14 protein-coding genes are annotated in these 13655 nt (G+C 62.4%); 2 read left to right on the top strand and 12 right to left on the bottom strand.

Annotated features, from left to right (window positions below; genetic code table 11):
- Positions 1-3: 3 nt before the first annotated feature.
- From BGP00_RS06445 to leuC, 7 genes are all read right to left on the bottom strand, one after another.
- Positions 4-792: an NUDIX domain-containing protein gene (locus tag BGP00_RS06445; protein WP_292689946.1), complete on the bottom strand. Its 789-nt coding sequence runs from the start codon at positions 790-792 to the stop codon at positions 4-6.
- 303 nt (positions 793-1095) lie between these two features.
- A complete protein-coding gene (grxD, locus tag BGP00_RS06440; protein WP_168604484.1) occupies positions 1096-1419 on the bottom strand; it encodes a Grx4 family monothiol glutaredoxin in 324 nt (107 codons plus the stop codon).
- 71 nt (positions 1420-1490) lie between these two features.
- A complete protein-coding gene (locus tag BGP00_RS06435; protein WP_168604485.1) occupies positions 1491-1724 on the bottom strand; it encodes a BolA/IbaG family iron-sulfur metabolism protein in 234 nt (77 codons plus the stop codon).
- Positions 1725-1785: 61 nt separating this feature from the next.
- Complete coding sequence (locus BGP00_RS06430) at positions 1786-2109, bottom strand: DUF1476 domain-containing protein (RefSeq protein ID WP_168604486.1); 324 nt, start codon at positions 2107-2109, stop codon at positions 1786-1788.
- 261 nt (positions 2110-2370) lie between these two features.
- Positions 2371-2967 (bottom strand): 3-isopropylmalate dehydratase small subunit, encoded by a 597-nt coding sequence (leuD, locus tag BGP00_RS06425; RefSeq protein WP_168604487.1) that lies wholly within the window; start codon positions 2965-2967, stop codon positions 2371-2373.
- Between the two features lie 18 nt (positions 2968-2985).
- Positions 2986-3171, bottom strand: a complete 186-nt coding sequence (locus BGP00_RS06420) for a hypothetical protein (RefSeq protein ID WP_168604488.1) — start codon at positions 3169-3171, stop codon at positions 2986-2988.
- 39 nt (positions 3172-3210) lie between these two features.
- Positions 3211-4641 (bottom strand): 3-isopropylmalate dehydratase large subunit, encoded by a 1431-nt coding sequence (leuC, locus tag BGP00_RS06415; RefSeq protein ID WP_292689948.1) that lies wholly within the window; start codon positions 4639-4641, stop codon positions 3211-3213.
- Positions 4642-4762: 121 nt separating this feature from the next.
- Between leuC and BGP00_RS06410 the strand changes: the two genes are divergently transcribed.
- Both BGP00_RS06410 and BGP00_RS06405 read left to right on the top strand, forming a co-directional pair.
- Complete coding sequence (locus BGP00_RS06410; protein ID WP_292689949.1) at positions 4763-5281, top strand: sterol desaturase family protein; 519 nt, start codon at positions 4763-4765, stop codon at positions 5279-5281.
- Between the two features lie 90 nt (positions 5282-5371).
- Positions 5372-6421, top strand: a complete 1050-nt coding sequence (locus BGP00_RS06405) for a LacI family DNA-binding transcriptional regulator (RefSeq protein WP_292689951.1) — start codon at positions 5372-5374, stop codon at positions 6419-6421.
- A gap of 84 nt (positions 6422-6505) precedes the next feature.
- On the opposite strand, the gene lpdA is transcribed toward BGP00_RS06405, so the two are convergent.
- From lpdA to sucD, 5 genes are all read right to left on the bottom strand, one after another.
- Positions 6506-7906: a dihydrolipoyl dehydrogenase gene (gene lpdA, locus BGP00_RS06400; protein ID WP_292689952.1), complete on the bottom strand. Its 1401-nt coding sequence runs from the start codon at positions 7904-7906 to the stop codon at positions 6506-6508.
- Between the two features lie 29 nt (positions 7907-7935).
- On the bottom strand, positions 7936-8430 hold the full coding sequence (locus BGP00_RS06395; protein WP_168604493.1) for a YfbM family protein: 495 nt from the start codon (positions 8428-8430) through the stop codon (positions 7936-7938).
- A gap of 12 nt (positions 8431-8442) precedes the next feature.
- The gene (gene odhB, locus BGP00_RS06390) at positions 8443-9666 is read right to left on the bottom strand and encodes a 2-oxoglutarate dehydrogenase complex dihydrolipoyllysine-residue succinyltransferase (RefSeq protein ID WP_292689955.1); all 1224 of its coding nucleotides are present in this window, start codon (positions 9664-9666) and stop codon (positions 8443-8445) included.
- 40 nt (positions 9667-9706) lie between these two features.
- Positions 9707-12559, bottom strand: a complete 2853-nt coding sequence (locus BGP00_RS06385; RefSeq protein WP_168604495.1) for a 2-oxoglutarate dehydrogenase E1 component — start codon at positions 12557-12559, stop codon at positions 9707-9709.
- Positions 12560-12731: 172 nt separating this feature from the next.
- A complete protein-coding gene (gene sucD, locus BGP00_RS06380) occupies positions 12732-13622 on the bottom strand; it encodes a succinate--CoA ligase subunit alpha (protein ID WP_168604496.1) in 891 nt (296 codons plus the stop codon).
- Positions 13623-13655: the final 33 nt, after the last annotated feature.

Here is a 13655-nt window from a genome sequence, read left to right as displayed (position 1 = left end):
TTCCTAGCCGCGCCGCGCGGCGCTGAACGGAATGGCGGTGATCGGATAGCCCAGACCTTCGGGAATCGTCAGCCATTCCTCGCCATCGCGCATCATGCGGCGGGCCGAGATCGGGGCGATGGGATGGGCTTGGGCATCGGCGCGCGCCTGTGCGAAATCGGCAAATTGGGCAAGCCGCTCCAGATTGAGCAAGGTGGGCAGGATGATCTTGAGCGCGCCGCTGGCCGCGCCGTTCAGGCATTCACCGGCACTGGCCCAGAAAAGGCGGCTGTTTTCCGTGGCATCCACCGCCAGATCGACCGCACCGGTGCCGATGTTGGCCAGATAAAAGCGAGTGTCAAATCCTCCGACACTCTCGCGCCGCCAGCGGGCAAAGGGTGTCAGCGCCTCCAGATTCAGCGCCAGACCGATCCGGGAGAGGACATCGCCCATGGCTCCGCCCGATTGCAAAATCGCCCGCGCGGCGACCGCTTCGTCATAGTGCAGGTTGCGGGTGAAGCCCAGTCCAAGCCCGGTTTCCTCCAGCGTTTCCCGGATCGCCGCGATGCGGGCAGCGGTGTCGGTCGGGTCCTCATCCGTCAGGCTTTGCGCCAGTTCGACATCTTGCGGATCGACCTTGCCGCCGGGAAAAACCGTGGCCCCGGCCGCAAAACGCATCGCCTCGGAGCGTTCGACCATCAGCAATTCAGGAGGGTTTTGCACGCTGGTCTGGCGAAAGATGACCAATGTGGCCGCGGGGCGCAGGACGAGGGGCAGGCTGGAATCCATCTGCTTTTGATAGGGCGCGATCATGGCTTGGCAAGAGGTGTCGGAGAATTTGACAATTGGCGGATCGCGGCGGGAATGCACTCGATTGAAATCCGCTGAAATCCGCCATTCTTCAAAACTGGCACATCTCATGCTTAAATAACTGAACCAATGGCAGTCTCGAAAAGAGGCGGGCTGCTTCCCGGTCTCCGTGGTCCCGCCTCATTCCCGTCTCGAGCATAAAGGTGGGGTCGGTCTTCCCAGTCTCCCGACCCCACCATTTCCCAAACGAAAGGGCCGCCTCCCCACGGGGAAGCGGCCCTTTTTTCATCGGAAATGACGCCGTGCTTAGGCGACCAGACCGTTCTGCTGGAGCAATGCCTGAAGCTCGCCGGCCTCATACATTTCCATCATGATGTCGCTGCCGCCCAGAAATTCGCCCTTCACATAGAGCTGGGGGATCGTGGGCCAATCCGAATAGGCCTTGATGCCCTGACGGATCTCCATATCCTGAAGTACGTCGACCGTGTGATAGGTCGCGCCCAGATGCTCAAGGATCGCAATCGCGCGGCTGGAAAAACCGCATTGCGGGAAAAGCGCGGTGCCCTTCATGAACAACACGATGTCATTCGTGTTCACGATATCGGCAATGCGGGTCTGGACGTCGGACATGGCTTGAAACTTTCTGCAACCAATCGGGGGAACAGGTCCTTTTTGCGAAGGAAATCTGTTTCGTCAATCGCTCAGGTGGGGATGCCGGTGGTCAGTTGCAAGGCATGAAGTTCGCCCCCCATGCGATCGCCCAACGCGGCAAAGACGGCTTTGTGCTGTGCGATGCGCGGCTTTCCGGCGAAACTGGGCGAGGTGACATGGGCGGCATAATGGTCGCCATCGCCGGCAAGGTCGGTGATCGTCACCTCTGCATCGGGAATGGCGGCGCGAATCAGCGCCTCGATCTGGTCGGCGGGCATGGGCATCGGGGGTGTCCTGTCAAAAAGGGCGCGTGGGCCTTGAGGCCCAGCGCCCGGAAAATTAGGCTCAGACCTGACCGATCATCGCGCGGCGGGCTTCGGCTTCCTTGGCCTTAAGCGCGGTGCGCACTTCAGCCTCATCGGCATCGACGCCCGCGCTGATCAGATCGCCCAGCAGCTTGCGCACGACATCCTCATCGCCTGCTTCCTCGAAATCGGCCTGCACCACCGATTTGGCATAGGCTTCGGTCTCGGCCGAAGACAGGCCCATCCGTTCGGCCGCCCAGGTGCCGAGTAGACGGTTGCGGCGGGCGTGGATGCGAAACTCCAGCTCTTCGTCATGGGCAAACTTGGCTTCTTCGCCCCGCTCGCGATCTTGAAAGCTGGTCATGATGCGTCTCCCGCGTGAATTTGAGGTTTGTGGATTTTTGCAATGGTCGGCGTAATGTGGCGCTTTTTCAGCCTGCCGTCCATAACGCGATGAAAATCGCGCGCCAATGTATATGTGTCGCAGCGGCGGCGGTTCAATCCCCCGATTTGGCGCGACCTCCGCTGCGACAGGGCTTTTTCAGCATATCGGCAGCGGACGATCTTTGCGCTTGCTCAAAAACGGGGAACTTTTCCTTAAAAAAGCGAGAAAATCTTTCCCGCCTCAGGCCGCCGATGCTGTGGCCAGAAACGGCAGGTCTGCCGCAATCTTGGCTTCATGCTGCTTGATGGCCGCATCGCGCGACAGCGTCAGGCCCACTTCATCAAGACCGCCCAGCAGGCAATGCTTGCGGAACGGATCGATTTCGAAGGTGAAGCGGTCCTGGAACGGCGTGGTCACAGTCTGGCTTTCCAGATCGACATCAATCGGCTGGTCAACCGCCACGACGAGCAGGCGGTCGATGGCTTCCTGCGGCAACACCACCGTCAGGATACCGTTCTTGAACGCATTGCCCGAGAAAATGTCGGAAAAGCTGGGGGCGATGACGCAGGTGATGCCCATGTCGAGCAAGGCCCATGCGGCATGTTCGCGGCTGGACCCGCAACCGAAATTGTCGCCCGCGATCAGGATCGGCGCGCCTTTGTTGCGCTCCGTGTCGAAAATATTGCCTTCCTCGGCGCGGATCGCCTCAAACGCGCCCTTGCCAAGGCCCTCACGCGTGATCGTCTTGAGCCAATGGGCCGGGATGATAACGTCGGTATCGACATTCTTGGCGCCAAACGGGATCGCCGTACCCGCTACGTGGTTGATCGGTTTCATCAGGAAATATCTTTCGGATCAGTCGGTTTCGGGCGCATCTTCAGGATGGGCGGGAGCATCGGTCGGTTTGGGCTTGCGGCGGCTGCCAAAGATCAGCGCCGCCGTCAGCGCGGCCGAACCGATCGCCGCCGCGCCCGCGATGGTCGCCACCCCGGCCCAGCTCGAACGCTCGCCCAGAACCTTCTTTTCGCTCTCTTCGCTCATCCCTTCACCCTCCAAATTCAAGGCAAGTTTAGGCCAGGTTCAGGCCAGAAATTCACGCGCATCGGTCAATTTACCGGTGACGGCCGCCGCCGCCGCCATCGCGGGCGACACCAGATGCGTGCGTGCGCCCGGACCCTGACGACCCACGAAATTGCGGTTCGAGGTGCTGGCGCAGCGTTCGCCCGAGGGCACCTTGTCCGGGTTCATCGCCAGACAGGCCGAGCAGCCCGGCTCGCGCCATTCAAGGCCCGCCTCGATAAAGATCTTGTCCAGACCCTCGGCCTCAGCCTGTTCCTTGACCAGACCGGAGCCCGGCACGACAATCGCCCAGCGCACATTGTCGGCCTTGCGGCGACCCTTAACAACGGCGGCGGCGGCGCGCATGTCCTCAATGCGGCTGTTGGTGCAGCTGCCGATGAACACGTTCTGCACTTCGACATCGGTCATCTTCTGACCCGGCGTCAGGCCCATATAGGCCAGGCTCTTGCGCGCGGCTTCCTGCTTGCTGGGATCGGCAAAGCTTTCGGGCGCGGGCACAACGCCGCCGATCGCCACGGTATCCTCGGGGCTGGTGCCCCAGGTCACGGTGGGGGCGATCTCGGCGGCGTTGATCACCACGACCTTGTCATAGGTCGCGCCCGGATCGGTGGCCAGGCTCTTCCACCATGCCACGGCCTTGTCCCAATCGGCGCCCTTGGGCGCATAGGGGCGGCCCTGCACATAAGCGAAGGTCTTTTCATCGGGCGCGATCAGACCGGCGCGCGCGCCATGCTCGATCGCCATGTTCGAGACAGTCAGGCGGCCCTCGATCGACAGGCCGCGAATAGCCGAGCCGGTATATTCAATCACATAGCCCGTGCCGCCGCTGGCGCCCAGTGTGCCGCAGATATGCAGCACCAGATCCTTGGCCGTCACGCCCGCGCCCAGCTCACCCTCAACGCGCACTTCCATCGTCTTGGAACGCTTGAGTTGCAGGGTCTGCGTGGCCAGCACATGTTCGACCTCGGACGTGCCGATGCCAAAGGCCAGCGCGCCCAGACCGCCGTGGCAGGCGGTGTGCGAGTCGCCGCAGACAATCGTTGCGCCGGGCAGCGAGAAACCCTGTTCCGGGCCGACGACATGGACAATACCCTGTTCACGATCCGCATCGCCAATCAGGCGGATGCCGAATTCGGGCGCGTTGATTTCCAGCGCGGCCAATTGCTGCGCGCTCTGGGGGTCCTTGATGGCAATACGATGGCCTGCGCTGTCGCGGCGCGCGGTGGTGGGCAGATTGTGATCGGGCACCGCCAGCGTAAGATCCGGGCGGCGCACCTTGCGCCCCGCGGCGCGCAGCGCCTCAAAGGCCTGCGGACTGGTCACCTCGTGCACAAGGTGTCGGTCAATCCAGATCAGGCTTGTGCCATCCTCGCGGGATTCCACAGTGTGGGCATCCCAGATCTTTTCGTAGAGCGTCTTGGGTCCGGTCATAGTGAAACCGACCTAGGCATGGGGGGCGGCAAAAACAAGAGGCGAATGGTCGCACCATGGACATTCACATGGACATTCGGGCCGGTGGCGAAATCATGCATTGCGCATTATAGGGGACTTTATGAGTCCTTTTGCCGCCATCGCCATCGTCATCATCAGCTTTTTCGCCATGGAGGGTGTCGCGTGGAGCGCGCATAAATATATCATGCATGGCTGGGGCTGGGGCTGGCACCGCGACCATCATGAACGCCATGACCGGATGTTCGAAAAGAACGACCTTTACGCCCTGTTCGGCGCGGGGATGAGCATCTCGGCCTTCGCCATCGGCAGCCCGCTGATCATGGGCGCCCATGCCTGGGAGCCGGGGACGTGGATCGGGCTTGGCATCCTGTGCTATGGCATCGTCTATTCGCTGATCCATGACGGGCTCGTCCATCAGCGTTATTTTCATTACGTCCCGCGCGGCGGCTATGCCAAACGGCTGGTTCAGGCGCACCGGTTGCATCACGCCACGGTGGGCAAGGAGGGCGGCGTGTCCTTCGGCTTTGTCATCGCGCGCGATCCGGCGGCTTTGAAAAAAGAGCTGGCCGAGCAGCGCAAGGCGGGAATTGCCGTGCTGCGCGAGGCCGAAGAGGTCTGAAACCGTATTTAATGCCCATGCCATTTGCGCTTTGGGCTCAGCTTTGCAAAAGAGGCCCAGATTTGCGAAGCGGTCGTTAAGGGAGGGACCATGGTGAAACAGCGCTTTCGCGCCACGTCCTACGACGTTGCAGAAGCAGCAGGCGTCAGCCAGTCCACCGTCTCGCGCGCATTGAGCGGCGACCCGATTGTCGCAGCAGCCACGCGCGAGCGGATTGTCGAGGCGGCGCGGCGGCTCAACTATCACATCGATTCCTCCGCCTCGCGGATGCGCAGCGGGCGATTGAACACGATTGCCGTGGTGGTGATCTGTCCCGAGGATGAGGATGTGCGGGCCTTCAACCCGTTCCATTATGCGCTGCTGGGCGGGATCTGCGCGGCGGCCTCGGCGCGGGGCATGGAAACCATCGTTTCGTTTCAGGGCGCGCCCGATCGCCTGGACGATCATTTCGAACGCAGCCGCCGCGCCATCGGCATGATCGTGTTCGGCACCAGCGAGAACCGCGCCGCGTGGGACTATTTTCAGGCCTCGGCTGATGATGGATGCCATGTCGTATGCTGGGGGGCGCCTGCGCCTGCGCATGAATTGCCATGGGTGCGCGCCGACAATCACGGCGGGGCGCGTGCGGCGGTCAACCATCTGCTCGACCATGGCTATCGCCGCATCGTCTATGTGGGCGAGGCCGATTGTCCGCAGCGGCAATTTGCCGAACGCTATGACGCCTATGCCGAAACATTGCAGGCCGCCGGGCTGGCCCCGCGCATCATGACGCTGGAGCCGGGCCATTCGCGCCATGAACAGGGGCGGCGGGCGGCCGCTGCGCTGATCGACGCGGGCGAGCCTTTCGACGGGCTGTTCACCGCCTGCGATGATATTGCGCTGGGCGCAATGGCCTTGCTCGAGGAGCGCGGGCTCAATGTGCCGGGCGATGTCGGCGTAGTGGGCTTTGACGGCGTGAAGGCGGGGCAATTCAGCGTGCCGCCGCTCACCACCATCGAACCGGACTTTGCGGTTGCGGGCCAGAGGCTGGTCGATCGCCTGCAGGCTCTGGTCGATGGCGAGGAGGGGCCGCAAGACCGCGTGCCGGTCCGCCTCGTCGTGCGGGGCAGCGCTTTGGGGCGGGTCGCCACGCCTGCCTGAAGTCGCATTGGCCTGAAGCTACATAAGAAAAGGGGCGGGAAAGCGTGATGCCTTCCCGCCCCTTTTTTGCCTCAGGCAGGCCGATCACATATGGATCGGCTTGCCCAGCACAGCCATCGCGGCTTCCTTGATCGCTTCCGAATGAGTCGGGTGAGCGTGGCAGGTATAAGCGATGTCTTCGCTCTTGGCGCCAAATTCCATGGCCTGCGCCGCCTGCGCGATCATGGTGCCCGCAACAGAGGCAATGCACCACACGCCCAGGACGCGGTCGGTTTCGGCGTCGGCAATGACCTTGACGAAACCATCGGGCTCGCGGTTGGTCTTGGCGCGGCTGTTGGCCAGCATCGGGAACTTGCCGACCTTGATGGGGCCGCGTTCCTTGGCGGCTTCCTCGGTCAGGCCCACGCCCGCGAATTCCGGCATCGTGTAAACCACGCCCGGGATCACGTCATGGTTCACAATGCCGGTCAGACCGGCAATGTTTTCCGCCACCGCAATACCTTCGTCCTCGGCTTTGTGCGCCAGCATCGGGCCAGGGATTACGTCGCCGACCGCCCACACGCCATCAACGGCGGTGCGGAAATCGTGGTCGGTCTCGATCTGGCCACGCGCGTTGAGCGCCAGACCGATGTTTTCCAGACCCAGACCGTCGACATTGGGACGGCGACCGATGGCCACCAGCACGCAGTCGGCTTCCAGCATCGAGGCTTCGCCGCCCGCAGCAGGCTCGAGGGTGAGGGTGGCCTTGCCGCCTTCCACGACAGCGCCCGTGACCTTCGTCGAAAGCTTGAGCTCCATGCCCTGCTTCTTGAAGATCTTGGCCGCTTCCTTGCGCACTTCGCCGTCCATGCCGGGCAGCAACTGGTCAAGGAATTCGACCACGGTGACCTTGGCGCCCAGACGGCGCCACACCGAGCCAAGCTCCAGACCGATCACGCCGCCGCCGATGACGACGAGGTGGTTCGGTACGCGGTCGAGCGCGAGAGCGCCGGTCGAGTCCACGATGATGCCCGCGTCATTGTCCACCGGCACGGTGGGCAGCGGCGTCACCGACGAACCGGTGGCGATCACGATATGCTTGGCCGTCACGGTTTCGCCCGCGACTTCCACCGTGTGGGCGTCCTTGAACTTGGCGTAGCCCTTCTTCCAGTCGACCTTGTTCTTCTTGAAGAGGAACTCGATGCCGCCGGTCAATTCCTTGACGGCGGTCGACTTTTCGCCCTGCAGCACGGGCAGGTCCAGCTCGACCGGACCGGTCTTGACGCCAAACTTGGCCAGCGTGCCATGGGCCGCTTCCTCGAACAGCTCGGAGCCATGCAGCAGGGCCTTGGAGGGAATGCAGCCCACGTTGAGGCAGGTGCCGCCCAGCGTGGCGCGACCCTCGGCGCAGGCGGTCTTGAGACCAAGCTGCGCCGCGCGGATTGCCGCAACATAACCACCGGGACCAGCGCCGATGACGAGGACGTCGTAATTGTATTCAGCCATTTGTTCCGCCTATCTTACTGCTGAACTGGTCAGGTGATGATACCAATGATACATGACCCGCTGTTCGCGCAGCGGTTGAGCAGCGCCCGCAATGCGGGAACGCCCTGCATGATATACTCGATTGCTTCCTCGCCTTCGTCTGCAAATGTATCAGCAAGATAGACGTCGGCAGCAACCATTGCCGCTGGATCATAGCGCTCGATGATCTGTTCGTCGGAAAGCTTTTCCAGTTCCGCATGGAACTTTGCCGTCCGCTCGGGAGACAGGATCCAAGGCCCGCCATATCCATTATCGGTGCCCAGTCTTTCGGGATCTTTCAGCAGGAAGCTCAGCGGGTGATCGGTTTCCTCGACCTGTCCGGTCAGCATGAAATGCAGCGCATGCCATGCCTTGTCAAAATCGATCACATCACCCGCTTCGTAAGCATCCTGGCTGAACAAATAGCCGTCCGCCGCATCGGGATCCGACCGTAAAACGGCCAGATCCTCAGTGCTTGCACCCCGCAGGCAGACGACCATTCCCATATGTTCTACCCCTTACAGGTCGATCAGCAGACGCGTGGGATCCTCGATCGCTTCCTTGATGGTCTTGAGCGCCGTCACGGCTTCGCGGCCATCGATGATGCGGTGATCATAGGACAGGGCGATATACATCATCGGGCGGATCACGATCTGACCGCCCCGAACCACCGGGCGGTCCTCGATACGGTGCAGGCCGAGCACGGCCGACTGGGGCGGGTTGATGATCGGGGTCGACATCAGACCGCCGAACACGCCGCCATTCGAGATGGTGAACGTACCGCCCGTCATGTCGGCCATGGTCAGCGAACCTTCCTTGGCCTTTTTGCCATAGTCGGCAATCGCCTTTTCGATGCCCGCGAAGGACATCTTGTCGACATCGCGCACCACCGGCACGACCAGACCATTCGGGGCCGAAACGGCGACCGAAATATCGACATAGTCGTGATAGACGATTTCATCGCCCTGGATCTGGGCGTTGACGGCCGGGATGTCCTTCAGAGCCAGCACCGAAGCCTTGGCGAAGAAGGACATGAAGCCCAGCTTCACGCCATGCTTCTTTTCAAACGAGTCCTTGAAGCGGTTGCGCGCTTCCATCACCGCCGACATGTCAACGTCGTTGAAGGTGGTGAGCAGAGCGGCATTTTCCTGCGCGCTCTTCAGACGCTTGGCGATCGTCTGACGCAGGCGGGTCATCTTGACGCGCTCTTCGCGGCGCTCGTTGGCAGGCGCAGCAACAGCGGCCGGAACCGTCGGCGCGCCGCTGGCGGCCTTGGTCTGGGCGGCAGCCACCACGTCTTCCTTGGTGATGCGGCCGTCCTTGCCGGTGCCCTTGATGGTGGCCGGGTCGATGCCATATTCAAGCACCGCGCGGCGCACGGCGGGGCTCAGCACCGCAGGATCGGTGCTCTCACCAGCCGCCGGAGCAGCCGTAACCGGGGCCGCCACCGGGGCGGGAGCCGCGGCCGCCGGAGCCGCCGCCTTGGGAGCAGCAGCGCCCGCTGCGCCTTCTTCGATCACCGCGATGATCGCGCTGACGGTCACCGTGTCGCCGACAGCGGCGAGCTGCTGGCTGAGCACGCCCGCGACCGGCGCGTTGACTTCGATCGCAACCTTGTCGGTTTCGAGGCTGGCAATGGGTTCGTCCAGAGCGACCGTTTCGCCCGGCTGCTTGAGCCACTGGCCGATCGTGGCCTCGCTCACCGATTCACCCAGAGTGGGGACTTTGACTTCCGTGGACATGACTTGCTTATCCTAGAGAAATTGGGAGGAGAGCGAGGGCTCAGCCCTTCTTCTTGCGGCGGATTTCGCTGCGGGCCGAAAGACCCAGCGCGTCGGCCACCAGGGCGTTCTGTTCGAGCGTGTGGCGCTTGGCGCTGCCCGTGGCAGGCGAGGCCGAAGCGTGACGACCCGCATAGCGAGCGCGCGAAACCTTGGCCTTGGCATTGGCCAGCGTTTCCTCGATCAGCGGTTCGACGAAGAACCAGGAACCGTTGTTCTTGGGCTCTTCCTGACACCAGATGACCTCTTCCAGATTGGGCATCTTGGCCAGACGCGCCGCAAGCGGTTCGCCCGGGAAGGGGTAGATCTGTTCGATACGGATGATCTGCGTATCGGTCATTTCGGCCGCATCGCGCGCCTCGAACAGGTCATAGGCAACCTTGCCCGAGCACAGGACCACGCGGCGCGTATCCTTGTCGGCGGCGCCGTTGATGTCCGAGAGAATGCGCATGAAGTGGCCTTCGCCCACGAATTCCTCGGCGCTCGATTTCGCCAGAGGATGACGCAGCAGGCTCTTCGGGCTCATGATGATGAGCGGCTTGCGGAAGCTGCGGTGCATCTGGCGACGCAGAACGTGGAAGTAGTTGGCCGGGCTGGTGATGTTGCACACCTGCATGTTATCTTCGGCGCAAAGCTGGAGATAACGTTCCAGACGGGCCGACGAGTGCTCCGGACCCTGACCTTCATAGCCGTGGGGCAGCAGCAGCACGAGGCCGTTGGCGCGGAGCCACTTCGATTCCGAAGAAGCGATGTACTGGTCGATCACGATCTGGGCGCCATTGGCGAAGTCGCCGAACTGACCTTCCCACAGGACAAGCGTCTTGGGGTCGGCGCTGGCATAGCCATATTCATAGCCCAGCACGCCATATTCCGAGAGCGGGCTGTCATAGACTTCGAAGAAGCCATGCGGCACCGTGGTCAACGGAACATATTTCTTTTCGGTGGCCTGATCGACCCAGACGGCGTGACGCTGGCTGAACGTGCCGCGACCGCAATCCTGACCCGACAGGCGGACCGAATAGCCTTCCGAAAGCAGCGAGCCAAAGGCGAGCGCTTCGGCCGTGGCCCAGTCAAAGCCCTGACCGCTGTTGAACATCTCGCGCTTGGCGTCCAGCACACGGCCCAGCGTCTTGTGGATCGTCAGATCGCCCGGAACCGAGGTCAGCGTGCGGCCAAGACTGTCGAACAGCTTCTGCTCGATGCCGGTCGGCACGTTGCGGCGGGCGCTTTCGGGGTCCATCGGCTGGTTGAAACCGCTCCAGCGACCACCGAACCAGTCGGCCTGATTGGCCTTGTAGGTCTTGGCGGCATCGAAGTGCTCTTCCAGATGGGCGTTGAAGGCGGCAACCTGTTCCCCAAGGAAACCGGCTGGGATCACGCCTTCACGCTGCAGACGCTCGGCATAGAGTTCCGACACAGGCTTATGCGCGCGGATCTTCTGATACATCAGCGGCTGGGTGAAACCGGGCTCATCGCCTTCATTGTGGCCGAAGCGGCGATAGCACCACATGTCGATCACGATGTCGCGGCCGAAGGTCTGGCGATAGTCGATCGCCAGCTTGCACGCGAAGGTCACCGCTTCCGGATCATCGCCATTGACGTGCAGCACCGGGCACTGAATGCCCTTGGCAACGTCGGAAGGATACGGCGAGCCGCGCGAGAACTGCGGGCTGGTGGTGAAGCCGATCTGGTTGTTGATGATGAAGTGGATGCAACCGCCGGTGTTGTAACCCTTCACGCCCGACAGGCCGAAGCATTCCCACACGATGCCCTGACCGGCAAACGCCGCGTCACCATGGATCAGAACCGGCAGCACCTGCTTGTGCTTGGCGCCCGGCCCGATGTCGGTGCCGATGTCGTCGCGGATCTGCTGATAGGCGCGAACCTTGCCCAGAACGATGGGATCCACCGTTTCAAGGTGCGAAGGGTTCGGCATCAGGCTCATGTGAACCTTGATCCCGTCGAAATCGCGGTCGGTGCTGGTGCCAAGGTGATACTTGACGTCGCCCGAGCCGCCCACGTCCTCGGGATTGGCGGTGCCGCCCGAAAATTCGTGGAAGATCACCTTGTAGGGCTTGGCCATCACGTTGGCCAACACGTTCAGGCGGCCGCGGTGGGCCATGCCATAAACGATTTCCTTCACACCCAGCTGACCGCCATACTTGATGACGGCTTCGAGGGCAGGGATCATCGACTCGCCGCCATCAAGGCCGAAGCGCTTGGTGCCGACATACTTCTTGCCGCAGAACTTTTCCCACTGCTCGCCGCGAACCACGGCGCCCAGAATGGCCTTCTTGCCCTCGGCGGAAAATTCGATGTGCTTGTCGGCGCCTTCCATGCGGTCCTGCAGGAAGCGGCGTTCTTCCACATCGGTGATGTGCATGTATTCCAGGCCCACCTTGCCGCAATAGTTTGCGCGCAGGATGGCGACCAGTTCGCGGATCGTGGCCCATTGCAGGCCCATCGTACCGCCCAGATAGATCTTGCGATCCAGCGCGGCGCCGGTGAAACCGTAATATTCCGGCGTCATATCGGCGGGCAGATCGGAATGGTGCAGGCCCAGCGGATCGAGATCCGCCGCCAGATGGCCGCGCACGCGATAGGTGCGGATCAGCATGATCGCGCGCAGCGTGTCATTGGCCGCTTCTTCGACCGAAGCGTCGCTGACGGGCGTGCCCGCCTTTTTCGCCGCCGCCTTGATCCCTTCCCTCAGCGTGGTGGGGTCGAGCGCGCGGGTCAGCTCGTCCTCCGCTGCGCCGCCTACTTGCGGCCAGTTGCGTCGCTGCCAGCTCGGTCCGGGCTGCGGCCCGTCCTGTGCTGGGTCGGAAAGAAAATCTTGGCTTTCGCTACCCATGGCTTCACCTATTTTCGCACCGGCGCATTTTGCGCGCTGGTGGGGGTTTATTGTGGCGGCTGGTTCCGAAAGAGCCTCTGGCCCCGGGGAGGAATGGCCGGCACATGGCATTCTTCTAACACCGGGCGTGCTGAACCACAGATGGCCATCACGCCCGGTATTGAACTTAAATTCAGCCCTTAAGCACTTCGGCGAGGGTTTCGCCGAGCAGGCTGGGGCTGGCCGAGACCTTGATGCCGGCCTCTTCCATCGCCGCGATCTTGTCTTCGGCGCCGCCCTGGCCGCCCGAGACGATCGCACCGGCGTGGCCCATGCGGCGGCCCGGAGGAGCCGTGCGGCCCGCGATGAAGCCGGCCATCGGCTTCTTGCGCCCGCGCTTGGCTTCGTCCTTGAGGAACTGGGCCGCTTCTTCCTCGGCGCTGCCGCCGATTTCGCCGATCATGATGATCGACTTGGTGGCTTCGTCGGCCAGGAAGAGTTCGAGCACGTCGATGAAGTTGGTGCCGTTGACCGGGTCGCCGCCGATGCCGACAGCGGTGGTCTGACCCAGGCCGATGTTGGTGGTCTGGAACACCGCTTCATAGGTCAGCGTGCCCGAGCGCGAGACCACGCCGACCGAGCCTTCCTTGAAGATCGAACCGGGCATGATGCCGATCTTGCACTGGTTCGGCGTCAGCACGCCGGGGCAGTTCGGACCGATCAGGCGCGACTTCGAACCCGAAAGGGCGCGCTTCACGCGGACCATGTCGGCCACGGGGATACCTTCGGTGATCGCAACGATCAGCTCGATTTCAGCGTCGATCGCTTCGAGGATCGAGTCAGCGGCGAATGGCGGCGGAACGTAGATGACCGAGGCGGTCGCGCCCGAAACAGCCTTGGCTTCGGCAACCGTGTCCCAGATGGGCAGGTTGGTGTCGGCATGGATCGTGCCGCCCTTGCCGGGGGTGACGCCGCCAACCATCTGCGTGCCGTAGGCCAGCGCCTGCTGCGTGTGGAAAGTGCCGGTCTTGCCGGTCATCCCCTGGGTGATGACCTTGGTATTCTTGTCAATCAGGATCGACATTGGATTCTCCGAGATGGGGAGGAGGTCGTCTTA

Origin of the sequence: Novosphingobium sp. 63-713 (assembly GCF_001898925.1) — a bacterium.
GTDB lineage: Bacteria > Pseudomonadota > Alphaproteobacteria > Sphingomonadales > Sphingomonadaceae > Novosphingobium.
The sequence above is the reverse complement of the archived record's forward strand: the minus strand, read 5'-3'. Positions and strand labels throughout refer to the sequence as shown.

Coding starts and splice junctions, on each gene's coding strand:
- BGP00_RS06385 (WP_168604495.1), bottom strand. CDS start 12,559: ATGGGTAGCGAAAGCCAAGATTTTCTTTCCGACCCAGCACAGGACGGG.
- BGP00_RS06430 (WP_168604486.1), bottom strand. CDS start 2,109: ATGACCAGCTTTCAAGATCGCGAGCGGGGCGAAGAAGCCAAGTTTGCC.
- odhB (WP_292689955.1), bottom strand. CDS start 9,666: ATGTCCACGGAAGTCAAAGTCCCCACTCTGGGTGAATCGGTGAGCGAG.
- lpdA (WP_292689952.1), bottom strand. CDS start 7,906: ATGGCTGAATACAATTACGACGTCCTCGTCATCGGCGCTGGTCCCGGT.
- leuD (WP_168604487.1), bottom strand. CDS start 2,967: ATGAAACCGATCAACCACGTAGCGGGTACGGCGATCCCGTTTGGCGCC.
- BGP00_RS06420 (WP_168604488.1), bottom strand. CDS start 3,171: ATGAGCGAAGAGAGCGAAAAGAAGGTTCTGGGCGAGCGTTCGAGCTGG.
- BGP00_RS06405 (WP_292689951.1), top strand. CDS start 5,372: ATGGTGAAACAGCGCTTTCGCGCCACGTCCTACGACGTTGCAGAAGCA.
- BGP00_RS06445 (WP_292689946.1), bottom strand. CDS start 792: ATGATCGCGCCCTATCAAAAGCAGATGGATTCCAGCCTGCCCCTCGTC.
- sucD (WP_168604496.1), bottom strand. CDS start 13,622: ATGTCGATCCTGATTGACAAGAATACCAAGGTCATCACCCAGGGGATG.
- grxD (WP_168604484.1), bottom strand. CDS start 1,419: ATGTCCGACGTCCAGACCCGCATTGCCGATATCGTGAACACGAATGAC.
- BGP00_RS06435 (WP_168604485.1), bottom strand. CDS start 1,724: ATGCCCATGCCCGCCGACCAGATCGAGGCGCTGATTCGCGCCGCCATT.
- BGP00_RS06410 (WP_292689949.1), top strand. CDS start 4,763: ATGAGTCCTTTTGCCGCCATCGCCATCGTCATCATCAGCTTTTTCGCC.
- leuC (WP_292689948.1), bottom strand. CDS start 4,641: ATGACCGGACCCAAGACGCTCTACGAAAAGATCTGGGATGCCCACACT.
- BGP00_RS06395 (WP_168604493.1), bottom strand. CDS start 8,430: ATGGGAATGGTCGTCTGCCTGCGGGGTGCAAGCACTGAGGATCTGGCC.